Source organism: Streptomyces sp. SID8374 (assembly GCF_009865135.1).
GTDB lineage: Bacteria > Actinomycetota > Actinomycetes > Streptomycetales > Streptomycetaceae > Streptomyces.
The window spans coordinates 655,507-679,200 of the sequence record NZ_WWGH01000002.1 but is presented as its reverse complement, the minus strand read 5'-3'; the positions used below and the strand labels follow the sequence as shown (position 1 = coordinate 679,200).

16 protein-coding genes are annotated in these 23,694 nt (G+C 70.8%); 5 read left to right on the top strand and 11 right to left on the bottom strand.

Features of this window, described 5'->3' with window-relative positions; translation table 11 throughout:
- Positions 1–6: 6 nt before the first annotated feature.
- From GTY67_RS26735 to eccD, 4 genes are all read right to left on the bottom strand, one after another.
- The gene (locus tag GTY67_RS26735; protein WP_093692939.1) at positions 7–1,386 is read right to left on the bottom strand and encodes a pitrilysin family protein; all 1,380 of its coding nucleotides are present in this window, start codon (positions 1,384–1,386) and stop codon (positions 7–9) included.
- The gene (locus GTY67_RS26730; RefSeq protein ID WP_093692938.1) at positions 1,383–3,596 is read right to left on the bottom strand and encodes a polyribonucleotide nucleotidyltransferase; all 2,214 of its coding nucleotides are present in this window, start codon (positions 3,594–3,596) and stop codon (positions 1,383–1,385) included. Before GTY67_RS26730 ends, GTY67_RS26735 begins: the two co-directional genes overlap by 4 nt.
- 303 nt (positions 3,597–3,899) lie before the next feature.
- Positions 3,900–4,190: a 30S ribosomal protein S15 gene (gene rpsO, locus GTY67_RS26725; protein WP_003965855.1), complete on the bottom strand. Its 291-nt coding sequence runs from the start codon at positions 4,188–4,190 to the stop codon at positions 3,900–3,902.
- Positions 4,191–4,385: 195 nt separating this feature from the next.
- Entirely contained in the window at positions 4,386–5,888 is a 1,503-nt protein-coding gene (gene eccD, locus GTY67_RS26720; RefSeq protein WP_093692937.1) for a type VII secretion integral membrane protein EccD, read from the bottom strand.
- A gap of 350 nt (positions 5,889–6,238) precedes the next feature.
- On the opposite strand from eccD, the gene eccCa reads away from it, so the two are divergent.
- Positions 6,239–10,213 (top strand): type VII secretion protein EccCa, encoded by a 3,975-nt coding sequence (gene eccCa / locus GTY67_RS26715; protein ID WP_161280550.1) that lies wholly within the window; start codon positions 6,239–6,241, stop codon positions 10,211–10,213.
- A 241-nt stretch (positions 10,214–10,454) separates the two neighbouring features.
- On the opposite strand, the gene GTY67_RS26710 is transcribed toward eccCa, so the two are convergent.
- The 7 genes from GTY67_RS26710 to eccB all read right to left on the bottom strand — a co-directional run bounded on the left by GTY67_RS26710 (position 10,455) and on the right by eccB (position 17,555).
- A complete protein-coding gene (locus GTY67_RS26710) occupies positions 10,455–10,754 on the bottom strand; it encodes a WXG100 family type VII secretion target (protein WP_161280549.1) in 300 nt (99 codons plus the stop codon).
- Positions 10,755–10,788: 34 nt separating this feature from the next.
- On the bottom strand, positions 10,789–11,151 hold the full coding sequence (locus tag GTY67_RS26705; RefSeq protein ID WP_093692934.1) for a WXG100 family type VII secretion target: 363 nt from the start codon (positions 11,149–11,151) through the stop codon (positions 10,789–10,791).
- Positions 11,152–11,224: 73 nt separating this feature from the next.
- On the bottom strand, positions 11,225–12,466 hold the full coding sequence (locus GTY67_RS26700; protein WP_161280548.1) for a S8 family serine peptidase: 1,242 nt from the start codon (positions 12,464–12,466) through the stop codon (positions 11,225–11,227).
- Between the two features lie 28 nt (positions 12,467–12,494).
- Complete coding sequence (locus tag GTY67_RS26695) at positions 12,495–14,165, bottom strand: hypothetical protein (RefSeq protein ID WP_161280547.1); 1,671 nt, start codon at positions 14,163–14,165, stop codon at positions 12,495–12,497.
- On the bottom strand, positions 14,162–14,611 hold the full coding sequence (locus GTY67_RS26690) for a hypothetical protein (protein WP_161280546.1): 450 nt from the start codon (positions 14,609–14,611) through the stop codon (positions 14,162–14,164). Before GTY67_RS26690 ends, GTY67_RS26695 begins: the two co-directional genes overlap by 4 nt.
- Positions 14,612–14,760: 149 nt before the next feature.
- Positions 14,761–16,014 carry a type VII secretion-associated serine protease mycosin gene (gene mycP, locus GTY67_RS26685; protein ID WP_161280545.1) on the bottom strand — a complete coding sequence of 418 codons (1,254 nt, stop codon included), beginning with the start codon at positions 16,012–16,014 and terminating at the stop codon, positions 14,761–14,763.
- A 14-nt stretch (positions 16,015–16,028) separates the two neighbouring features.
- A complete protein-coding gene (gene eccB, locus GTY67_RS26680; protein ID WP_093692946.1) occupies positions 16,029–17,555 on the bottom strand; it encodes a type VII secretion protein EccB in 1,527 nt (508 codons plus the stop codon).
- A 182-nt stretch (positions 17,556–17,737) separates the two neighbouring features.
- On the opposite strand from eccB, the gene eccE reads away from it, so the two are divergent.
- The 4 genes from eccE (at position 17,738) to GTY67_RS26660 (ending at position 23,539) form a co-directional block, all read left to right on the top strand.
- Positions 17,738–19,075, top strand: a complete 1,338-nt coding sequence (gene eccE, locus GTY67_RS26675) for a type VII secretion protein EccE (RefSeq protein WP_202462355.1) — start codon at positions 17,738–17,740, stop codon at positions 19,073–19,075.
- Positions 19,076–19,104: 29 nt separating this feature from the next.
- Entirely contained in the window at positions 19,105–19,827 is a 723-nt protein-coding gene (locus GTY67_RS26670; protein ID WP_161280544.1) for a hypothetical protein, read from the top strand.
- A gap of 97 nt (positions 19,828–19,924) precedes the next feature.
- Positions 19,925–20,158, top strand: coding sequence for a DUF397 domain-containing protein (locus GTY67_RS26665; RefSeq protein WP_093692929.1), 234 nt, complete (start codon positions 19,925–19,927; stop codon positions 20,156–20,158).
- Positions 20,159–20,401: 243 nt separating this feature from the next.
- Positions 20,402–23,539, top strand: a complete 3,138-nt coding sequence (locus tag GTY67_RS26660; RefSeq protein WP_161280543.1) for an SCO5717 family growth-regulating ATPase — start codon at positions 20,402–20,404, stop codon at positions 23,537–23,539.
- The last annotated feature ends 155 nt before the right edge of the window (positions 23,540–23,694 follow it).

Below are 23,694 nucleotides of genomic sequence, written 5' to 3'. Positions count from 1 at the left end.
AAGGGATTAGGAGACCGCTTCGTCCAGGCGGTCCGCCTGCTTGTCCTTGAGCGGGCCGATGACCGAGAGCGAGGGGCGGTGGGTGAGGAGCTCGCCCGCCACCTCCCGTACGTCGTCGGGGGTGACCTCCGCGATGCGGGCCAGCATGTCGTCGACCGACATCTGCTCGCCCCAGCACAGCTCGCTCTTGCCGATACGGTTCATCAGCGCGCCGGTGTCCTCCAGGCCGAGGACGGTGGAGCCGGAGAGCTGGCCGATGGCGCGGGTGATCTCGTCGTCGTCCAGGCCGTGGGTGGCGACCCGGTCCAGCTCGTCGCGGCAGATCTTCAGGACGTCGTGGACCTGGCTGGGCCGGCAGCCCGCGTAGACGCCGAAGAGGCCGCAGTCGGCGAAGCCCGAGGTGTACGAGTACACGCTGTAGGCCAGGCCGCGCTTCTCCCGTACCTCCTGGAAGAGGCGCGAGCTCATTCCGCCGCCGAGGGCGGTGTTGAGGACGCCGAGCGCCCAGCGGCGGTCGTCGGTGCGGGCCAGGCCGGGCATGCCGAGGACCACGTGGGCCTGCTCGGTCTTGCGGTTCAGCAGCTCCACCTTGCCGGCCGTGCGCAGGGTGCGGGAGCCCTCGCGGGGCGCCATGGGGACGGCGTCCGTACGGGAGAGGGCGCCGGCCTTCTCGAAGGCGCGGCGGACCTGGCGTACGACCGTGGCGTGGTCGACGTTGCCCGCGGCGGCGACGACCAGGTGCGTGGGGTCGTAGTGCTTCTTGTAGAAGCGGGCGATCTGGCCCCGGTTCAGCGCGTTGATCGTGTCGACGGTGCCGAGGACCGGGCGGCCGAGAGGGGTGTCGCCGAGCATGGTGTGCGCGAACAGGTCGTGCACGCAGTCGCCCGGGTCGTCCTCGGTCATCGCGATCTCTTCGAGGATGACGCCGCGCTCGGCGTCGACGTCCTCGGGGGCGATCAGCGAGCCGGTCAGCATGTCGCAGACCACGTCGATGGCGAGCGGCAGGTCGGTGTCGAGGACCCGCGCGTAGTAGCAGGTGTACTCCTTCGCCGTGAAGGCGTTCATCTCGCCGCCGACCGCGTCGATCGCGGAGGAGATGTCGAGGGCGGTGCGCTTCGCGGTGCCCTTGAAGAGGAGGTGTTCGAGGTAGTGGGTCGCGCCGTTCAGGGTGGGCGTCTCGTCGCGGGAACCGACGTTGGCCCAGATGCCGAAGGTGGCGGACCGGACGGAGGGCAGGGTCTCGGTGACGATCCGCAGACCGCCGGGGAGGACGGTGCGGCGGACGGTGCCGATGCCGCCTGTGCCCTTGAGAAGCGTTTGGGTACGGGCGACGGCCCGCCCCTCCGAGGAGGGGCGGGCCGTCGTCGCGGAACTACGGGACGTCACTTGTCGGTGTCGTCCTTCGTCTCGTCCTCTTCACCCTCGATGACGGGGATGAGGGAGAGCTTGCCGCGGGAGTCGATCTCCGCGATCTCGACCTGGACCTTGGCACCGACGCCGAGCACGTCCTCGACGTTCTCCACGCGCTTGCCACCGGCGAGCTTGCGGATCTGCGAGATGTGCAGCAGGCCGTCCTTGCCCGGCATGAGCGAGACGAACGCGCCGAAGGTGGTCGTCTTGACGACCGTGCCCAGGTAGCGCTCGCCGACCTCCGGCATGGTCGGGTTGGCGATCGCGTTGATCGTGGCGCGGGCGGCCTCGGCCTGCGAACCCTGCTGGGCACCGATGTAGATGGTGCCGTCGTCCTCGATCGTGATGTCGGCGCCGGTGTCCTCCTGGATCTGGTTGATCATCTTGCCCTTGGGGCCGATGACCTCACCGATCTTGTCCACGGGGATCTTGACGGTGATGATCCGCGGGGCGTTCGGGGACATCTCGTCCGGGACGTCGATGGCCTCGTTCATGACGTCCAGGATGTGCAGACGCGCGTCACGGGCCTGCTTCAGCGCGGCGGCCAGGACCGAGGCGGGGATGCCGTCGAGCTTGGTGTCCAGCTGGAGCGCGGTCACGAACTGCTTCGTACCGGCGACCTTGAAGTCCATGTCGCCGAAGGCGTCCTCCGCACCGAGGATGTCGGTGAGGGCGACGTAGTGGGTCTTGCCGTCGATCTCCTGCGAGATCAGGCCCATGGCGATACCGGCGACGGCGGCCTTGAGGGGCACACCGGCGTTCAGCAGCGACATGGTGGAGGCGCAGACCGAGCCCATGGACGTGGAGCCGTTGGAGCCCAGCGCCTCGGAGACCTGGCGGATCGCGTAGGGGAACTCCTCGCGCGAGGGCAGGACCGGCACGATGGCGCGCTCGGCGAGCGCTCCGTGGCCGATCTCGCGGCGCTTGGGCGAGCCCACGCGGCCGGTCTCGCCGACGGAGTACGGCGGGAAGTTGTAGTTGTGCATGTAGCGCTTGCGGGTCACCGGGGAGAGGGTGTCCAGCTGCTGCTCCATGCGGAGCATGTTGAGGGTGGTGACGCCCAGGATCTGGGTCTCGCCACGCTCGAACAGCGCCGAGCCGTGCACGCGCGGGATGGCCTCGACCTCGGCGGCGAGCGTACGGATGTCCGTGACGCCACGGCCGTCGATGCGGACCTTGTCCTTGATGACGCGCTCGCGGACCAGCTTCTTGGTCAGCGCGCGGTACGCGGCGGAGATCTCCTTCTCGCGGCCCTCGAAGGCCGGGAGCAGCTTCTCGGCGGCGATCTCCTTGACGCGGTCCAGCTCGGCCTCGCGGTCCTGCTTGCCGGCGATGGTGAGCGCCTGCGTCAGCTCGGAGGTGACGGCCTTGGAGAGCGCCTCGAAGACGTCGTCCTGGTAGTCCAGGAAGACCGGGAACTCGCCGACCGGCTTGGCGGCCTTGGAGGCGAGGTCGGACTGGGCCTTGCAGAGCGCCTTGATGAAGGGCTTCGCGGCGTCCAGACCGGCGGCGACGATCTCCTCGGTGGGAGCCTCGGCGCCGTCCTTGACGAGCTGGATGGTCTTCTCGGTGGCCTCGGCCTCGACCATCATGATCGCGACGTCGCCGTCCTCCAGGACGCGACCGGCGACGACCATGTCGAAGACGGCGTCCTCGAGCTCGGTGTGCGTCGGGAACGCGACCCACTGGCCCTTGATCAGGGCGACGCGGGTGGCGCCGATCGGGCCGGAGAAGGGCAGGCCCGCCAGGATCGTGGAGCAGGAGGCGGCGTTGATCGCGACCACGTCGTACAGGTGGTCGGGGTTGAGCGCCATGATCGTCTCGACGATCTGGATCTCGTTGCGCAGGCCCTTCTTGAAGGAGGGGCGCAGCGGGCGGTCGATCAGGCGGCAGGTGAGGATCGCGTCCTCGGAAGGCCGGCCCTCACGGCGGAAGAAGGAGCCGGGGATCTTGCCGGCCGCGTACTGCCGCTCCTCGACGTCCACCGTGAGGGGGAAGAAGTCGAGGTTGTCCTTGGGCCGCTTGGAAGCGGTGGTGGCCGACAGCACCATGGTGTCGTCGTCCAGGTACGCGACGGCGGAGCCGGCGGCCTGCTTGGCCAGGCGGCCCGTCTCGAAGCGGATGGTGCGGGTGCCGAAGGTTCCGTTGTCGATAACGGCCTCGGCGTAGTGGGTCTCGTTCTCCACTAGTGATTTCTCCATACTCGTCGTCTTTCGTCCTGCCGCCCGTGTGGCGGAGGACGGTGCGGGAGAAGCGCACCGTGTGTGCGGGCCGGTCTTCGATCGAAGCTCCCGGGCATGTTCCCGGGGGCCACTACCGAGGACCGGCGGCGGCGTCGCTGCGCCTCTCCCTCGTACTGCGGTGTTACGGATGGTGCGGTGTTACTGGTGTTCCGGTGTCCAGATTACTGAGCTTGACACCGGTCGCGCACGTACGGCAAAGGGAGCGGTCCCCTCAGACGCGGGAACCGCTCCCTCTCCACGGCGTACTTACTTGGCGCCGCCGGCCGCACCACGGCGGATGCCGAGGCGGTCGACCAGCGCACGGAAGCGCTGGATGTCCTTCTTGGCCAGGTACTGCAGGAGGCGGCGACGCTGGCCGACCAGGATCAGCAGACCACGACGGGAGTGGTGGTCGTGCTTGTGCGTCTTGAGGTGCTCCGTCAGGTCCGAGATCCGGCGGGAGAGCATGGCGACCTGGACCTCGGGGGATCCGGTGTCACCCTCCTTCTGGGCGAACTCGGACATGATCTGCTTCTTCGTAGCGGCGTCGAGCGGCACGCGTACTCCTCTTGATGTTCGAAGCGCCCACGAGTGCCCCTGGTCTTGATCTCAGGGGAGCTTCCGTGACTCGGAGGCGAAGGTCCGATGAGCGCAGTCCCCAGGAAGACCCGGAGAGGCGTACACAAACGGCCACTGGTCAGAGTACCAGCCATTCGGGTCACCCCCGGACGGTGCCCGCGCGGGGTGCGCTGGTCAGCTGGTGAGGGCCCGGATCGAACGGTAGACGTCGAAGACCGCCAGGCAGAGCGGCAGCAGGGTGAGCAGGACGACCGTCTCGGCGATCTCCAGGAAGCGGCCCCAGAACGGGGTCACCCCCTTGCGCGGCACGATCAGGCCGATGGCGGTGATCAGGGCGGCGACGCCCGCGACGGCGGCGGCGAGCCACACCGTACGGATGTCCAGCGCGGTGCCGTCCCCCCGCAGGGCGTCGCGCACCAGGGTGAGCGGCGGGTTGAGGGAGAGGCCGAGGCCGAGGAACACCAGGGAGCCGAGGCCCGCGGCGAGGGTGCAGCCGACCTGGGCGGTGTAGCGGAACAGGTGGGCGCGCATCAGCATGGCGACGCCGGTGGCCAGGGCGAGCAGCTGGCCCCAGACGTTGTCGGAGAAGCCGAGCACGGCGGCGGCGGCCACGGCCACCAGGGCGCAGCCGCCGACCAGGCCGAGGAGCAGCTCGTGGCCCCGGCGCGCCTGGGCGGCGATCCGTACGGCGTCGACCGGGCCCTGGGGCGCCGGCTCGGAGGTGCCGTAGTCGCCGACGGCGGAGCGGGGCGGTTCGAAGCCGATGGGGAGGCGGGCGAAGCGGGTGGAGAGGCCGGGCAGGAAGGCCAGGGCGCCGACGGAGAAGGGGGCGCAGACGGCGGCGGCCTCGATGGGCGCCAGCTCCGCCGTGATCGCGATGAAGGTGACCACCAGGCCGGTGGCGCTCGCGAAGACGAACGCGACGAACGGTCCGTCGCCGCCGGGTGCGGTGATCATGAGGATGACCGCGACCACCAGCACGGCGGCGCAGGCGAGCAGGAACTGGAGCCGTCCCACGCCCTGGCCCGTGCTGAGCGAGAGCAGCCCGGAACCGGCGACAGCGGCGTTCACCATGGCGCCGGTGCCGAGCGCGATGGCCGAGCCCCGGTCGTCGTAGATGCGTGCGCGGACGCAGGCGAGGGCGAGCAGGAGTACGGCGGCGACCGCGGCCAGGATGCCGGGCAGGCCGTGCATGTCGTGCCGGGGGTCGGCCGTCCAGAGCACGAAGCCCAGCAGGCTCAGCAGGACGGAGCCGCCGAAGAGGCCCGCGCCGCGCATGAGGGAGTCGCCCCAGAGGGTGCGGTCCTTGGCCACGGCGGTGGCGACGGCGTCGGAGACGTCGTCGAAGACGGCGGGCGGCAGCGACTCGGCGAAGGGCCGCAGGGAGAGCAGCTCGCCGTCGAGGATGCGGTGGCCGGCCAGCGTACGGGCGCTGTCCAGGACGGTGCCGTCGCGGCGTACGAGGTGGTAGCCGACGGGGGCACCGGGGGTGGGGCTCTGTCCGGAGAGGCGGAGGATCTCGGGGTAGAGGTCGGCGACGGGCACGTCCTCGGGCAGCGCCACGTCGACCCGGCTGTCGGGTGCGACGACCGTGACCCGGCAGAAGCCCGTGCCGTTGCCGGACGGAACTCCGTGACTCGGCCTGCCGGTCGTGGTGGCTGCCGCTTGGGCCGTCATTGTCACCTGCTGCTCCCCCTGTTGCTCTGGACCTACGTGCCTCTGTGCCCGGCGCCGCGCGTGTGCCTCGGCTCCGCGCGCCCGTGCCGCCGCGGGGTGTTCGCGGCCGTTCCGGAACCGCTGTGCGCCGTTCTGGAACTTCTGCCGGAAACACTCCTCAGGACGGTGGATATCGCCCCACGTCCCGAATGACCGCCTTCTTGCGGTAGTTAGCGGATGCGTATATGCATCGCGACACCCTACCGCCATGCGGCCCCCGCTCCGCCAGTAGGATCCATCCCGCGGATGGAGCCCGTCGCCACGGGGGCGCCGATAGGAACACTTCCGTCCGGCAAGGGAATTGGTGAGCTGTGAGCCAGATCGTCGTCAAGCGCCCACCGCGGGCCCTGCCCTCCGAAGTGCCGGTCGAACAGGTGCAGTTGCAACCTCCGCCGGAACTGCCCCGGGGCCAGCAGGAGGGCATGCTCATGCAGCTCCTGCCGATGCTGGGCATGGGTGGTTCGGTCGTCTTCTTCTTCATGACGCCGAACCCGATCATGCGGATCATGGGCGTGATCATGATCGCCTCCACGGTGGCCATGGCGATCGCGATGATGGTGCGTTTCCGGCGGGGCACCCAGGGTCAGCTCGCGGACATGCGGCGGGACTATCTGAAGTACCTGACGCAGACCCGGCGCACGGTGGTGAGGACCGCGCGCAAGCAGCGTGACGCACAGTTCTATCTGCACCCCTCGCCCGAGCAGCTGTGGGCGCTGGTCGCCGAGGGCAGCCGGGTGTGGGAGCGGCGGGTCGGTGACGCCGACTTCGCGCAGGTACGGATCGGGCTCGGCAGCCAGGAGCTGGCCACGCCGCTGGTCGCCCCCGAGACGGCGCCGGTCGAGGAGCTGGAACCGCTGACCGCCGGGGCGATGCAGCAGTTCCTGACGACGCACTCCACGCTGGACGGCCTGCCGATGGCGGTGTCGCTGCGGGCGTTCTACCACCTGACGATCAGCGGCCACGCGGACTCCGCGCGCTCCTCGGCGCGGGCCGTGGTCGGTGCTCTGGCCTCGCTGCACTCCCCCGAGGACCTGGTGATCGCGGTCGCGACGGGCCGCGAGGAGGCCCGGCAGTGGGAGTGGGCGAAGTGGCTCCCCCACGTACAGGACAAGGGTTCGGTCGACGGTGCGGGCAGCCGGCGCCTGATCACCACCAGCGTCCTGGAGCTCGAACAGCAGCTGGCGGCCCGCCTCGACGGCCGCCCCCGCTTCCAGCCCGGCGGCCAGCCGCTCCTGGAGCAGCCGCACATCGTGGTCGTCCTGGACGGCGAGTCGGTGCCCCCGATGTCGGTGCTCGCCTCGGCCGAGGGGTTGCAGGGCGTGACGGTCATCGAGGTGGTGCCGGGCGAGGTGCAGGGAGCGCGCGGCGGCCTCTCCGTCCTGGTGCAGCCGCAGTCGCTGCAACTGGAGTCGGGGCAGGGGCTCGTCTACGACGGGGTGCCCGACCTGCTGAGTTACGAGGCTGCCGAGGCGCTCGCCCGTCAGCTGGCCCCGCTGCACATGGCGACGGGCGGGGACGACGACGAACCGCTCCTGGCCAACCTGGAGTTCACCGATCTGCTGAACCTGGGGGACGCGGCCTCCATCGAGGTCAGCCGGACCTGGCGCCCCCGCTCCCAGGCCGAGCGGCTGCGCGTGCCCATCGGCGTCGGCGAGGGCGGCGCGCCGGTGATGCTGGACCTCAAGGAGGCGGCGCAGGAGGGCATGGGCCCGCACGGGCTGTGCGTGGGCGCCACGGGTTCCGGGAAGTCGGAGCTGCTGCGGACGCTGGTGCTGGGCCTCGCCGTCACGCACACCTCGGAGACCCTCAACTTCGTCCTCGCGGACTTCAAGGGCGGCGCGACCTTCGCCGGTATGGCGCAGATGCCGCACGTGGCCGCGGTGATCACCAACCTGGCGGACGACCTGACGCTGGTCGACCGCATGGGCGACTCCATCAGCGGTGAGCTCAACCGCCGCCAGGAGATGCTGCGCGACGCGGGCAACTACGCCAACATCCACGACTACGAGAAGGCGCGCTCGGCGGGTGCGCCGCTCCAGCCGATCCCCTCCCTCGTCCTGGTGATCGACGAGTTCAGCGAACTGCTGACGGCGAAGCCCGACTTCATCGACATGTTCGTGCAGATCGGGCGCATCGGCCGTTCGCTGGGCGTGCATCTGCTGCTGGCGTCGCAGCGCCTGGAGGAGGGGCGGCTGCGCGGTCTGGAGACGTACCTCTCGTACCGCATCGGTCTGCGCACCTTCTCGGCGGCCGAGTCCCGGGCCGCGATCGGGGTGCCCGACGCGTACCACCTGCCGAACGTGCCCGGTTCCGGGCTGCTCAAGTTCGGTACGGAGGAGATGGTGCGGTTCAAGGCCGCGTACGTCTCCGGGGTGTACCGGGCGGGGGGCCGGCAGGCGGACGCGTCCGGGGGCCCGCTGCCGGTGGACCGCAGGCCGGTTCCGTTCACGGCGGCGCCGGTGCCGGTGCGGTACGTGCAGCCGAGCCCGCGGGCCGGGACCGGGGTGCCGGAGCAGCGGGCGGGGGACGACGACGCGCTGGCGGACACGGTGCTGGACGTGATCGTGCGGCGGCTGGAGGGGCGGGGCGCCTCGGCCCACCAGGTGTGGCTGCCGCCGCTGGACAACCCGCCGTCGCTGGACGAGATCCTGCCCGGGCTCGCGCCGGTGCCGGGACGCGGGCTGACGCAGCCCGGGTTCGAGGGTTCGGGGCGTCTCGTCGTACCGCTGGGTGTGATCGACAAGCCGTTCGAGCAGCGGCGCGACACGTTGTACCGGGACTTCTCCGGGGCGGCCGGCCATATGCAGATCACCGGTGGTCCGCAGTCCGGCAAGTCGGCCCTGCTCCGTACGCTCATCGCGGGCTTCGCGCTCACCCACACCCCGCAGGAAGTGCAGTTCTACGGACTCGACTTCGGCGGCGGCGGCATGTCGTCCATCGCGGGCCTCCCGCACGTCGGTGGCGTCGCATCCCGCCTGGACCCCGAGCGGGTGCGCCGTACGGTCGCCGAGGTGTACGGCATCCTGTCGCGGCGCGAGGAATACTTCCGCAACGCGGGCATCGACTCCATCGCCACCTTCCGCCGGATGCGGGCGCGCGGCGAGATCTCGGTGACGGACCAGCCGTGGGGTGACGTCTTCCTGGTCATCGACGGCTGGGGCAACTTCCGCACGGATTACGAGGCGTTGGAGAACGCGGCCGTGGACATCGCGGCGCGGGGCCTCGGTTACGGCATCCACCTCATCGTCACCGCGTCACGGTCCATGGAGGTCCGGGCCAGCCTCAAGGACCATCTCATGAACCGCCTGGAGCTGCGGCTCGGCGACGTCATGGACTCCGAACTGGACCGGAAGATCGCGGTCAACGTGCCGGCCGGGGTGCCGGGACGCGGGCTGACGCCGGAGAAGCTGCACTTCATGGCGGCGGTGCCGCGCATCGACGGCATCAACTCCGACAGCGACCTGTCCGAGGCGACGGCCGCGATGAACGCGGAGGTCTCCCGGCACTGGACGGCCCCGCCCGCGCCGAAGGTACGTCTGCTGCCGCGCTCCCTCCCGGCGGCCGAACTCCCGCCGGGCCACGCCGTCCCGGAGCGCGGGATCTCCATCGGCATCGACGAGAACAACCTCGCGCCGGTCTTCGTCGACTTCGACCACGACCCGTTCTTCCTGATCTTCGGCGAGAGCGAGTCCGGCAAGTCCAACCTGCTGCGGCTGGTCGTCAAGCAGCTCACCGAGCGGTACGACGGCGACACCTGCAAGCTCTTCGTCATCGACAACCGGCGCTCGCTGCTGGATGTGACGCCCGCGTCGCACCTGGCGGAGTACATCCCCATGTCCAACAACATGGACCACCACATGGTGGCGCTGCACGACCTCATGAAGCGCCGCACGCCGTCGGCCGACGTGACGGCCCAGGAGCTGCGGGACCGCAGCTGGTGGCGCGGCCCGACGGTCTACGTGATCATCGACGACTTCGACCTGGTCGCCACGTCCAGCGGCAACCCGCTGTCGTCGCTGACGGAGTTGCTGCCGTTCGCCCGTGACGTGGGCGTCCGCTTCATCATCGCCCGCAACACGGCGGGGGCGAGCCGGGCGTTGTACGACCCGTTCCTCCAGCGCATGACGGAGCTGGGCGCGCAGGGGGTGCTGCTGTCGGGCGACCCGATGGAGGGCGATGTCCTGGGCGGCGTACGACCGCGGCCGATGCCGGCGGGGCGGGGCGTCTTCATCACCCGGCGGCGGGGGAACCCGCTGGTGCAGACGGGGTTGGTGGACGGGGGGTAGTTGGCTCCGGAGTAAGCGTGTGGGTGGGGTGGGGGCCGGGCCGGGCCGGGTGTTCGGGTGCGGATGGGGGCCGGGCGGTCTTGGGGTGCGGGTAATGGGGGGCGCCGACTGGGTGTCGGCGCCCCCACCCCTCCGCGTCGGCCGTGCTGACGTACAGCGGACATGCGTCAGGGTGGACACCTCCCGCGCGTGTCCACCCTGATGTGCCGCTGTCTGCGCGGCTTGCTTCCAGCCGGATCGGCTAGTGGAAGTTGGCCGCCGCCCGCTTGTCACCGCTGCGGTAGGCCGTCTCCGCGTCGCGCACGGCGCGGGAGATCTGGGCGAGGTTCTCCTTGATGCCCGTCGCCTGCGTGTCCCAGCGGTCCTGCGCGCTGCGGTAGGCGGACTTGGCTTCGCCCTCCCACAGCTCCGAGACCGAGGCGATCATGCTCTTGATCGCCCGGAGGTCCTGGTCGAGCTGCTTGGCCTGACGATCGATCGAGGCGGCCGCGAGGTCGAGGCTGGCATAAGTGACGACCGTCGTACCGTCGTTGTTGGCCATGTGGTCCTCCTTCAGTCGAGTTACGGAATACCGGTCAGAAGTTGTTCAGGTTCGAGGTCCGGGCCGTGGCCGCGGCGTCGCCCGAGTAGCCGTCGACGACGTCCACCCCCATGAGGGCGGCCTTGATCTGGTCCTCGGTGTTGTCCGAAATGGTGCGGGCGGCCTTGATGGCCTCCTGGAAGCGGAGCAGCTCCTTGCCGATGCCGACCATGCTCCTGTTGATCTCGTTCTGCTTCTGGTTGAAGTGACCGGCCCCGATGCCCTTCCAGGCACCTTCCAGGCTGTCGATCGTCGCGTGCAGCTGCTTGAGCTGCCCCTTCACCGAGTCGAACCTCTCGGTGAGCTGGCCCTCCAGCCTGATCAGGGCTTCAGCTGAGACTTTCTGGTCTGCCGACATGGCTTTCCTTTCGTTCCGGTGGATTCTGCAAGCCGGCATGGATCGCCGGCCGGTACATGTGAGGTACCTGCGGTCAGGCCGCGCCACGTCTGCGGACGACGGCGAAGACCACGCCCCCGAGGACGGCGACGCCCGCGATGCCGCCGAGGATCAGGCCAAGGGGGGCGCCACCGCCCGCCGCCTTCTCGCTGTCGCCCGCGGCCACGGTCTCGTCGACCTGGCCGGCCTTCTCGTTCTGGGCGGGCTGCCCGGAGGCTGAGGCGGAGGGGGTGGGCGACGCCGGGGAGCCGCCGGTCCGCTCCTCGGTGAGGGGGCTGATGTCCGGGTCGCCGGGGTCGCCCTTGCCCTTGAGGATGTTCATCGCGGGGCGGATGAGGCCGTGGCCGAGGTAGGCGCTGCGGTCGCCCTTCTTCCAACTACGGCTAGCCGTGTCGAAGAGGACGTTGAGGACCTGGTTGGCAGTCCAGTCGGGGTGGGCGGACCAGACTAGGGCGGCGGAGGCGGAGGCGATGGCGGTGGCGGGACTGGTTCCGCCAGCTCCGTCGCAGTAACTCTTGAAGGAGTTGTTGCACCAGCGCGGGATGTCACTGCCCGGAGCAGCGATGTCCACACTGTTTCCATTTGTGGAGAACTCAGAGACTTTCCCCTTGCGGTCCGCAGCGGCGACACCCACTACTTGCGGATACGAAGCCGGGTACTGCTCCTTGTTGCCTTCCTCCGCATTATTCCCTACTCCAGCAAAGAAGAGCTTCCCCTTTTGCTGCGCGTACTTTACGGCTTCACGCTCCGCGCTTGAGGAGTAGTCACTGGAAAACGACATGCTGATGATCTGAGCATCACTGTCAGCTGCCGCCCGGATGGCAACTTCGTAGTCACGCGCATTGACGGAATTCTCATTTTGAAATTCCGTGTCGCTGATCCGCATAGGGATGATCTTCACCCCAGGGGCAAGCCCCCGCAGACCGCCCCCCTTGCCCGTCCCCGCGATCAGCTCGGCCATGTTGGTGCCATGCCCACGGTAGTCATCATGCTCGTCACCGGCAGCATCAGTAGCGTCGAGCCCCTTAAGGACTTGCCCTTTCAGGGAAGGCGTAGACGGGTTGACGCCCGTGTCGATGACAGCGACTTTGATGCCTTCGCCTGTCGTGACCTTCCACATTTCCTCAGCCTGCAAAGCACTGAGGTACCACTGTTTGGACTGCATGTCCGCAGCAACGGCAGGCTGTGCCGTACCGGCAAAGACAACGCTCCACGAAGCTGCCACGGCCAGTGCGCTCAGTACACGCCTCTGGGGTCGGCCCATTCCTGCTGTCATCCCGACTTCCGAACCTTCCCTGGGGCTGCTACTCGACCACCGGCGGCACAGCTCCGCGCCGTCGGCCCGCCCACGTCTCTTCGTCTTCCGTCAGGTAGTCCGGACGAGTCGACCCGGTGTTCTCCTCGTCCTTCCGGTCAGTCTTCCGCCGACCGGCAGGACCTCGGACAAGGCCTGCGCCACCGGCTGTGAAGCCCTTGGAGCCGGAGCCCGATGTCCCTCGGGGAGCGCCGACCACTCCGTTAGCACCCGAAACAGGCGCGCCACGCTGGACGGAGCGCGGCACACTGCCACTCCCGCCGGGTCCGCCGATCACCGTTCCTCGCGGTACTCCACGAGCCCCGCCACTTCCGGACACCCCGGAAGTAGCCCGCTGCGGCGTACCACCCACGATGCCGTTGCCCTGTCCCGTACGGGAGCTTCCCGGCGCTGCCGTGCCGCCGTGAGCCGCCATAGGACGGCCGCCCGTCACGCCGGACTGACCGGCGGTGGGCAACGCTGCGCCACCGCCGGGGCGGCCCGTGACAGATGACCCGCCGACCATCGGACTTGGTCGGCCAACGGGTGTACCGGCGCTACCCCTGGCTGCGGCACTCGCGCCCGTGGGGGATGCCTTGCCCAGGCCGGCGCCGGCCTGGGTCGCGGACCGAGGCACAGCCGGTGAGCCCGTGGCCCGCGCGGAGCTCGCCGATGGCATCTTGCCGAAACTGGGCGCCACCGGCATCGGTGAAGTAGCCGGTGCCGAGCTGCTGGTGGCCGAAGGGATAGGAGCGGCGCCGGTGCTCATCGTCGGAGCGGTCGGGGTCGCGACACTGTTGATCTCCGTGGACGTGCTCTTGTCCAGCACGGGTGCAGAACCCAGAGCCTCGACGGGGGCACGGCCACCGGAAGAACTGACAGTGTTGGAGAGACCTGCGGCCGAGCGCTCCGGATTGCCGTGTGTCGTGCCGCTGCCCAGTGTGTCTGCGCCGGGAGGTGCAGTGACGGCCGTGGGCCTTTCGACGCCACCACTGGGCTTAGGCATGTCGACGCCGAGCTTCTGATCGAACCGCGGCGGTTCCTGCGCAGCCAGCACCTCCTCCGACACCGCGTAGTACGACGCCAGCCGGTTGATCTGGTTGATGGCCTCCTGGCGGTTCTTCTCCACCGTGAGAGCCGCCGCATACGCCGGGTTGGTCTCGGTCCGGGCCGGGAACAGGATGTCGTCCACGTCCGTCTGGATCATCCGGCGGTCGCGCGGCGGCATGGAACTCCGTACCGACGCCAGGCCGGTGCCGGCCACCGTGATCTGGGTGCCTGCCGCATCCGCGAAGTCGCCGAGCTTCTCGGCGTGGGTGACCAGGCCCAGGCCCCACTTACGGAACGCCTCGCCGGAGTCGCCCTGCCAGTCGACCCCCTTGATGTAGTCGCCCAGTTCCTTCGACGCACTCCGGATCGCGTCCCTGGCCTCCCAGAGCGCCTTGCCCGCGTTCTCCATGTCCGCCGGGTTGGCGTTCTCCACCAGGTCGATGATGGCGTTGAGGTCGTGTCCCTCGAACGAGGTACGGCCTGCCCTGGCGACGCTTCCGGGAGTGAAGAGGCTCAGGACCTCTCTGCCCAGCTCCGTCGCATCGGTGACGACCAGCTGGGTCTTGACGCGGCCCTCGTCCTGCTTCTGCTGCTCGGCAGGGGTCAGTTCCGGCTGCTTGTCGTCGCTCACTTCGTCTCCCAACCGTCGCCGGACTGGCCTTCACGGTTGTCGGCGTCGGGCTTGAGGGCCTTCTCGCGCTCCCGGTCCATCCGCGTCTGGATCTCGTGGAAGCGCCGCCGCGTCTCGTCGTCCACGTTGTCGAAGCCGACCGCCGCCGCGTGCACCCCCAGGCTCAGGTACTCGATCTGGTCGCCCAGCGACTTGGAGAGCGAGACCAGGGACTCGTGGACGCGGTTGTACTGGGTGTAGAGGCCGTCCGCCTCGGCGAAGCGGGCGTTCGGGCCGCTCAAGGAGGCGCGGGACACGGTCTGTGCCGCCACCTTCGACTTGCCGGCCGCCGAGCCCTCCAGGTCCGCGAGCAGGGCGTCCACCCGCTTCTTGAACGTCTCCAGCGCGCCTACTCCGCGCCTGAGGTCACCTGGACCGGTCCCCATGCCGTCCTCCCCGTTGTGCATCCCCGTTTGCTCGGATCGCTCTGCGTTGCTATCGCATCGATGCGATCCGAGTCCATCTCAACCGGTAACTCTAGTCACTGCGTACTGCCGGGCCAATTGGGTTGGCGGCCACGTGACTTGTCTCATGCGCCGGCCGGAGCTCCCGTCCGTCAGCTGTCGCCCGCCAGCCGCCTCGTACGGCGCCTCATGTCCCGTACCGCCACTGCCGCACCGGCGATCGCGGCCACCAGGACGCCGCCGCCCACGACGACGTACGTCGCGAGGCGGGCGTTGCGTTCGTCGGCCGTTTCGCCGAGCTGGAGTTGGGCCGTGGCGGGGGCTTCGCCTTTGCTCATGCCCTCGCTCGCGACCGGGCGTTCGATGGGCTTGTCGTCCTCGGTGAGGGCGCGTACCGGGTCGACGACTCCCCAGCCCACGTGGCGGTCGTGGCCGGCCACCGAGCGTTCCGCCGTCTGCTGGAGCTGGGCCACGATCTGCCGCTGCGTCCAGTCGGGGTGCTTGGCCTTGACCAGTGCGGCGACCCCGGCGACGTACGGGGCGGAGAAGCTGGTGCCGTTGTCGGCGCAGTGGCCGCCGCCGGGGACGGTGGAGATCATGTCCACGCCGGGGGCGGCGATGCCGACGAACGGGCCGGCCTGGGAGAAGTAGGCGCGTTCGTTGTTGCGGTCCGAGGAGGCGACGGCGAGGACGCCCTCGTACGAGGCGGGGTAGGTCCGCTTCACGTTGCCGCCCACACCGTCGTTGCCCGCCGAGGCCACGACCACGATGTTCTCGGCCAGGGCGTGGTCGATGGCCTGCTTCAGGCGCGGTGTCGGCTCGACGGCGTCGGCGGTGTCCTGGGAGATGTTGATGATGTCGGCCTTCGCCGTGTCGGTGGCGTAGAGGATGGCCTGGATCAGCGTGTCCGCGGTGCCGTTGCCGTGGGCGTCGTTCTGCTGGATCGGGATGATCGTGGCGTCGGGGGCGAGGCCGGTGAAGCCCGTGCCCTTCGCCTCGCGCGCGGCGATGATGCCGGCCACCTTGGTGCCGTGGCCCACGGTGTCCGTGGTGCCGTTCTCCTTGCCGCGTTCGATCTCCCGGCCGTCCTCGGTCTTGAGCTTCTCCGGCAGGAAGTTCTTGCCCGCCTTGACGTCCACGGCGGGGGTCAGCTGGGGGTTCTTCACGTCGACGCCGGTGTCGATGACGGCCACCCGTACCCCCTTTCCGGTGGACTGCTTCCACAGCTCGTCCATGAGGACGCGCTGCAACGACCAGGGGCGGCCCGGGTACTTCTTCCCGCCGAACGTGCACTGGGTCGCGTCGTCGGCGGCGGCCGGAGGGACCGGCAGGGCGACCAGGAGGACTCCGGTCGCCGCCACAGCCGTCAGGAGGCGCCTGGCAGGGGCAGCAGTGGGGCGCGTCATCTGCGTACCGCTCCTCACGAACCCTGCGGCTGGCTCGCCGCGCCCGTCGAGAGCCGCGGGCCCGTCGGCAGGAACGTGGACCAGGCGGCGGGGACGGGGGTGGGGTCGACGTCCTTGTAGCCGAGGAGGTTCTGCGCCTGCTGGGCCTCCTGCCGGCGCGCCTCCCGCTCCTTCTTCGAGCCGGACGCGCCGATGCCGGAGTCGTCCTGTCCGCTGTCGCTGTTGGACTGCATCGCGTAGCGCAGTCCGGTGTCGGTGACCAGGAAGAGGAAGCCGACGTCGGTCTTGGAGCCCTGGAACTGGCGGAAGAACTCACCGGATCCGGGGGTGACGTAGGCGCTGGAGGAGCCGGTGGGGAGCGTCGCCGGGAAGCCCGTACCCACCCAGGTGGAGAGGGTGGTGGCGCCGTTGTCGGCGTCGACGTCGCGCAGGACGTTGCACACGGTGTTCCGGCTTCCCTTCGTCATGTCCGGGGAGTTGACGGCCTTCGGCTCGTGGACGGGCCAGTCCAGCTCCGCGCCGAAGGCCCGGCCCGGTGCGAACGCCGAGGCGCCGACCGGCTTCTCCCGGCCCGCCTGGCCGAGCTTGTCCAGGTCCCGGCTGCTGAGCAGGAGCTTGGCGATGAAGTCCGAGACCGGGGCGACCCTGCCGGGGAGGACGACGTACTGCTGGGTCCTGGTTCCGGCGGTGGCGGCCAGGACCATGCCGACCTTGTTCGTGTCCTCGTCCAGGGTGCCCGGGACGTTCGCGGGGGCGCCCGGGACACCGTCCAGGGTCGGGAAGGTGATCCGGTCGCCCCGGTGCAGCGTCGCCAGCCAGGCGGCGGAGACCCGCTGGGGCTTGGCGTCCGGGTCGACCAGGGTGCGCAGCAGCAGTTCGTCGTCGGTGACCGGGTAGGCCTTGCCCTCGGCGTCCACGAGGTAGCGGGTCCGGTCGGGGCCCTCGACGTACATCACCTCGCCGCCGCGCAGCTTCGCCTTGCCCTCGGTCTTGTCCTCCTCTCGCTCGGCGAAGACGAAGGCCGCCTTCTGGATGGCCCGGCCGCCCTCCCCGGGCTGCTCGCAGACCGCCCAGCGCTTGGCGGATCCGGCGTCCTTGGGGTCGGGCAGCCGGTCGGGGGCGTACGGGATGCCGAGGGTCGCGCCGTGCGGGATCGTGCCGTCGTCCAGGACCGATTCGTCGACGTTGACGACCTTGCCCTTGTCCTGGGCGAGCAGGAGCTTGGCCGAGGACATGTTGAGCACGGGGTGGAGCTGCTTCTTGCCGTCGGTCGTCAACACCACATAGCGGGTGGTGGACTTGCTGGCGATGATGACGTTCTCGTTGGGGGTGTCCCAGTTCTTGGGGGCCACCGGCTTGAACATGCCCCAGGCGCCGAAGACGGCGAGGACGACGACGCCGATGATCGCTCCCGGCACGACCGCGCGCAGCGGGCGCGGTGCGCCTTCCTCGGAACCGGTCGGGTTGGGTTGCAGGAACTGTGCGATCAACCTCCGCTTCGCAAAGGTGTAGGCGTTGAGCTCATCCCGCCGTGATGCCATGTTCCGCTGCCCCTTCTCCCCGATGGTCGACCAGGGTGCCACACGCACCGTCGGCCCCTGGTGTCGCACCGGGCCCCTACTATGCCCCCAGGGGCTCGGCCCCCACTGCTCAGGTAGGGTGACCACCCGGTCAACACCCGTGCAGAAAACGGTGAATACGGACACGAGGGGGCAACGCGGCGATGGGTGCAGCTACGCGGGAGCGTACCGGGCGGTCCGACCGCGGAACCCCTGGACCTTCCCGTCGGCAACGCAGCAACGAGCCGGCCGCCACAGCCCCTGACACTCCGTCGGCCGCCCCCGCTTCCACCACCCTGCGCGCCACCGCGCGGACCGGCCGGGTCCGGCCCCTGCGGCGGCAGCTGCTGCTCATCGAGGCGGCCCTCGCGGTGGCCGTGGTGGGTACGGCGCTCGGCGGTGCCTGGCTGGTGCCCGCGGGCGTGCTCGTCGTGGTGCTGGTGCTGCTCGCGGTGGTACGCCGCCGGGGCCGCGCGCTCCAGGACTGGCTGTCAAGTGCTCTCACCCTCAAGGCCCGGCGGCGGGCGGCGGCTCCGGGCGCCGACGCGGAGCCGATGCTGGCCCCGGTCGCGGAGAACGTGCCCGGCTTCGCTCCTTATATCTATGTCGACCGGGACCACCGCACGGTGGGCATGCTCGGTGACGGCACCTTCCTGACGGCGGCGGTGCGGGTGGAGGCGAGCGGTGAGGCGCTGCGGCCCGCGTTCGGCGCCCGTTCGCTCCCGCTGTCACTGCTGGGCGACGCCCTCCAGGTCGACGACATCGTGCTGGAGTCGGCGCAGTTGGTGCAGCAGGTGCGGGCCGCTCCCGCGCCGCATCTGCCGCAGCAGTCGGTGGCCCGCCTCTCGTACGGGCCCCTCCAGGACCGGACCGGGGCGCCCGCGCTCCGGATGACCTGGGTCGCGGTGAAGCTGGACCCGGAGCTGTGCCGGGAGGCCATCGAGGCGCGCGGCGGCGGGATCGAGGGCGCCCAGCGCGCTCTGGTGCGGGTCGCGGACCATGTGGCGAGCCGGATCACGGGGGCCGGGTTCCGGGCGGTGGTGCTGGACCAGGACGAGCTGAACTCGGCCGTGGCCACCTCCGCCTGCGCCAACCCCCTGCTGTCGGGGCGCGCCGGGCGCCCGGATGCTCCGCCGCAGCGGCGCACGATGGAGACCTCGCGGGTCTGGCGCTGCGACGACCGGTGGCACACCACGTACGCCGTGGACCGCTGGCCCCAGCTGGGCCGGGGGGCGACGCCGCTCCCGCAGCTGGTCGCACTGCTGACGTCGGTCCCCGCGTACGCCACGACCTTCAGCCTCAGCGTGCGGCGCGGGGCACGGCAGGGCGAGACGAGCGTCAGCGGCCATGTCCGGGTGACGGGCGGGTCGGACACCGAACTCGTCGGCGTACGAAGGACGTTGGAGCAGGCGGCCCGGCACGCCAAGGTGGGTCTGGTGCGGCTGGACCGCGAGCAGCTGCCGGGTGTGCTGGCGACGCTCCCCCTGGGAGGGGCCCAGTGAGGACCGGATCGAGAAGAGGCGGGGCAGCGGTGGGGCGCGGTACGGCGGAGCGGACCGGGGCCGGGCGCGGACTGCTCGGCCCCCGCCACGCGGGCCACACCGTGCTCACCGACCACCTGGGTGCCCTGTCGCTCCCGGTCGGCGACGACGGCGTGATCATCGGCGACGACGCGGAGGGGCGCCCGCAGCTGATCGGGTTCCACCGGCCCGTCCCGTACGACGTCACGCTGATCGGCGGACTGTGGACGGCGCAGGTGCTGGCGCTGCGGGCCGCCGGGACGGGTGCGCGGGTGGCGGTCGAGACCGGCCGGGTCCAGGCCTGGAACACGCTGGCGCAGGCGGCGGGCGCCGGTCTTGAGTGCGTCTCCCTGTACGACGTGGGCCGGGTCCCGCCGACGGGCGCCACCGTCGGCAGCCCCGTGGTGGTCATCCGCGACTGCGGCATGCGACCGCCCCGCGGCCGGGTCATCTCCTCCCCCTGGCAGTCCGTGCTGACGCTGCTCCCCTATCTGAGCCCCGTGGCACCCCGGTTGCTGCGCTCCTCGGCGCTCGTCGGCATCCAGCGGGTCTCGCCCGACGAGGCGAAGCAGATCGGCCGGATCCTGGGGCTGGCACCGGCCGAGAGCGAGGCGCTGCCGACGCTGGCGGACGGGGTGACGCTCTGGGTGGCGGGCCGCGAGCGCCACTGGGTGATGACGAGTGCGACGGACGCGGAGACCGGTCTGCTGGGCACAGCTCGCCGGATGGACTGATTCCTCGCCCGTTCGCCCCCCATGTGCCGCTCCCACCGGGGAGCATGGACCACGCAACGACACACGGTTCGACAGTTCGATCGGAAGGGACGCCGGCATGGGCACCCAGCAGGAAAAGGACGAGCTCTACGCTCTCGACATCTCGGGCGTGGAGTGGCTGAGCGCACCCGGCACCGAGGAGGTCGAGGAGCGGGTCGAGATCGCGCATCTGCCCGGCGGCGCGGTCGCCATGCGCTCCTCCCTGGACCCGGACACCGTCCTGCGGTACACCGAGGCGGAGTGGCGGGCCTTCGTCCTGGGCGCTCGCGACGGTGAGTTCGACCTCAAGTAGGCGTCGTCGGCGGTGCGAGGGTGGCGGCCGGGCCCGGCGGCCACCCTTCGCCGTTCTTTGCCGTGCGATACGGCCTGCCGGAGTGCGCCCCATGGCGATTAGGGTGGGTGGGGCGCGGCACAAGAAAACCTGCGAGCGGGTTGTGCGCGTCGCAAGGGGGAGAGCCGGGCGTACCGGGGCCCATGAGACCGGTCGCCCCCACCCACCACGGCACAAGGGTGCTCGACCACACCAGGAGGCATAGTGAACAGCGATCGGGACGAGATCCGCGGCGGATGGAACACGCCCGTCGACGAGTCGTCCGACGCGGATCCCGCCGAGATGACGGGTGAGTTCACCATCGACTACACCCCTCCCGCCTGGTACACGCAGAACGCGGCGGGGGACTCGTCGGGGGGAGCGGGCTCGCACCTGGCGCCGCCGCCTCCGCCGCCGCACGGGGCGCCCGTGTCCGTGCCGGAGCAGCCGTCGCAGGGCGGGTTCGACTCCAACTGGGCGCCCACTCCTCCCCCGGCTCCGGTGGACGCACCCGCGCCCGTGGAACCCGCCGATCCGGTCGGGCCCGTCGTGCCCGGTGCGCCGACCGCTCCGGCCGCGTCCGGTGACCCGGGTCCGTTCGGGGGCGGCGATGTGGAGAGCGGCGCCACGATGCGGTTCTCCCCGGCCGCCCTCAAGCGGGAGATCGCCGAGCGCGAGGCGGCGGCGAACGCTTCGGGTACGGAGGGGGATTCCGGCCTGTCCGGTACGGAATCGGGTGCGGCTTCTTCCCGTACGGAATCGGGCTCCGGGTCCGCCGAGGGTACGGGGGCTGGTTCCGCCGCCTCCGACAGCGACGACGCGGACAGGGGCACGGGGACGGGCCCGGGTACCGACGCGGACGCGTCGGCCTCCACGGATGACCCGAAGCCCGCGGACTCCGCCGATGCCCCGCAGCCGGCCGATGCTGCCGACCCTGCCGAGGTGTCCGCCTCGGACGACTCGGACGACAGCTCGGACAGCGCCCCCGACGCCGGTGCCGAGACGGGTGCCCAGGCCGACGCCGTACCGCGGGACGCCGCTCCTCAGGACGCTCCGCCCGCCGCCCTGCCCGGGCCGCAGGCCTCCGCCGCGCCGGTGCCGTGGTCCGCGCCCGCCGAGGGCGGCGCGCTGCCGCCGCTGCCGCCCGCCTTCCAGCCGGCCGCCCCGCAGCCCGTCGCGCCGCAGCCCGCGGCGCAGTGGCCCGCCCCGGTGGCGCCCAACGAGGCTCCCGGCGGTTACGGCTTCCCGCAGGCGCCTCAGCAGCCCCAGCCGCCCCAGCAGTTCCCCGGCCAGGGCGGCCAGGGAGCACCCCTTCCGCCGCAGGCCCACCCTCAGGCCCCCCAGGGCGCGGGCGGCTACGGCTTCCCGCAGCAGCAGCACCAGCAGCTGCCCCCGCAGGGTGCCCAAGGCGGCTACGGCTTCCCGCAGGCCCAGCCACCCCAGGCCCCCAACGCACCTCAGCAGGGCCAGCAGCCCGCCCCGTTCCCCGCGCAGAGCGCCCCCAACCTGCCCGCGCCCGTCGCCCCGGCTCCCCCGCAGCAGCCGGAGCCGTACCAGCAGCAGGGCAACCAGCAGGGGCCGCAGCAGGGCCGGCCCCAGCCGCCCCACGCCCAGCAGCAGCCGGGGCAGCAGGGCCACCCGGGTCAGCCCGTCGATCCGCGCGCCGGGGGTGCCTGGCCCACGCCGGTCACGCACGACCAGCGCGAGCGTTCCGTGCCGGGCGCGCCCCTCGGGTACACGGCGGCGGTGGAGCTCTCCTCCGACCGGCTCGTGCGGGGCAAGCAGAAGGCGAAGAGCAGCCGCAACCCCTCCGCCGCCTCCCGGTTCAAGCTGGGCGGGAAGAAGGAGGAGGCCGAGCGGCTGCGCAAGCTGGAGCTGATCCGTACGCCGGTGCTCTCCTGCTACCGGATCGCCGTCATCAGCCTGAAGGGCGGCGTCGGCAAGACCACCACCACGACCGCCCTGGGGTCGACCCTGGCCACCGAACGGCAGGACAAGATCCTCGCCATCGACGCCAACCCGGACGCGGGCACGCTCGGGCGCCGGGTGCGGCGCGAGACCGGGGCCACGATCCGCGACCTGGTCCAGGCGATCCCGTACCTCAACTCGTACATGGACATCCGGCGGTTCACCTCGCAGGCGCCCTCCGGTCTGGAGATCATCGCCAACGATGTGGACCCGGCCGTCTCCACGGCGTTCAACGACGAGGACTACCGGCGCGCGATCGACGTGCTCGGCAAGCAGTACCCGATCATCCTCACCGACTCGGGCACCGGCCTCCTCTACAGCGCCATGCGCGGCGTGCTGGACCTCGCCGACCAGCTGATCATCGTCTCCACGCCCTCGGTCGACGGTGCCTCCAGCGCCTCCACCACGCTGGACTGGCTCTCGGCGCACGGGTACGCGGACCTGGTGCGGCGTTCGCTCACCGTCATCTCAGGGGTCCGCGAGACCGGCAAGATGATCAAGGTCGACGACATCGTGCAGCACTTCGAGACGCGGTGCCGGGGTGTCGTGGTCGTCCCGTTCGACGAGCACCTGGCGGCGGGCGCCGAGGTCGACCTCGACATGATGCGGCCCAAGACGCGTGAAGCGTACTTCAACCTCTCGGCCCTCGTGGCGGAGGACTTCGCGCGCGCCCAGCAGCAGCAAGGGCTGTGGACGGCGGACGGCCAGAACCCGCCGCCGCAGTACGCCCCGCCGATGCCGGGCCAGCAGGGCTACCCGGCACAGGGCCGGCCGATCCCCGGTCAGCAGGGCCAGCAGCCCGCACAGGGCCAGCCGCCCCACGCCCCGCACCAGCCCCACGCCCCGCAGCACCAGCAGCCCTACCCGCCCCAGCAGCACCCGGGCGGCCCCGGCGGCCAGCAGCCGTACGCCCCCCAGCAGCCCGCTCCCGGCCAGCCCTACCAGCCGCCGTACCCCGGCCAGCAAGCGCAGCAAAGCCAGCAAGGCCAGCCGGGCCACCAACCCCACCCGGGCCAGCCGATGCCGGGGCAGGGCCAAGGCCAGGGTCAGGGTCAGCAGCCCTACCCCGGGCAGCAGCCCCCGCCGCCGTACGGGGGATATCAGCCGGCCGGACAGCCAGGCGCTCCCCAGCCCCCGCAGCAGCCCTATCCCCCGCAGCCGGGCCCGGGCGGACCGCAGAACGGCTGGCAGCAGTCGCTGCCCTCGCAGGCCCAGTCGGGTGGACCGCAGGCCCAGTCGGGTGGACCGGCCCCGGCCGCGCCGCCGCAGGGTCAGCCGGGTGGTCAGCCCGGTGGTGAGGACAACCCGGCAGGCCAGCCCGGTCTACAGGGTCCGGTGGACCCGCAGGGGTGGCGGCAGGCGCCTCCGCAGCCGCCGCAAGCTCCTCACCAGTAAGGCGTTAGAGGTCTAAACCAATGAGGGCCCGTACCGCTCGCGCGGTGCGGGCCCTTTTGGGTATTTCCGCAGCCCACACGCGGTTTGACGGACCGTTGACGAGCCTCGCGACCGCTGATAAACCTTCGCTTCACCAACTGGCGAACCAGAGATCA

Bases quoted from the DNA above. Each gene is read 5' to 3' on its own strand.
- eccD (WP_093692937.1), bottom strand. From the start codon at position 5,888: ATGACGGCCCAAGCGGCAGCCACCACGACCGGCAGGCCGAGTCACGGA.
- GTY67_RS26710 (WP_161280549.1), bottom strand. From the start codon at position 10,754: ATGGCCAACAACGACGGTACGACGGTCGTCACTTATGCCAGCCTCGAC.
- GTY67_RS26705 (WP_093692934.1), bottom strand. From the start codon at position 11,151: ATGTCGGCAGACCAGAAAGTCTCAGCTGAAGCCCTGATCAGGCTGGAG.
- GTY67_RS26700 (WP_161280548.1), bottom strand. From the start codon at position 12,466: ATGACAGCAGGAATGGGCCGACCCCAGAGGCGTGTACTGAGCGCACTG.
- GTY67_RS26690 (WP_161280546.1), bottom strand. From the start codon at position 14,611: ATGCACAACGGGGAGGACGGCATGGGGACCGGTCCAGGTGACCTCAGG.
- mycP (WP_161280545.1), bottom strand. From the start codon at position 16,014: ATGACGCGCCCCACTGCTGCCCCTGCCAGGCGCCTCCTGACGGCTGTG.
- eccB (WP_093692946.1), bottom strand. From the start codon at position 17,555: ATGGCATCACGGCGGGATGAGCTCAACGCCTACACCTTTGCGAAGCGG.
- eccE (WP_202462355.1), top strand. From the start codon at position 17,738: ATGGGTGCAGCTACGCGGGAGCGTACCGGGCGGTCCGACCGCGGAACC.
- GTY67_RS26665 (WP_093692929.1), top strand. From the start codon at position 19,925: ATGGGCACCCAGCAGGAAAAGGACGAGCTCTACGCTCTCGACATCTCG.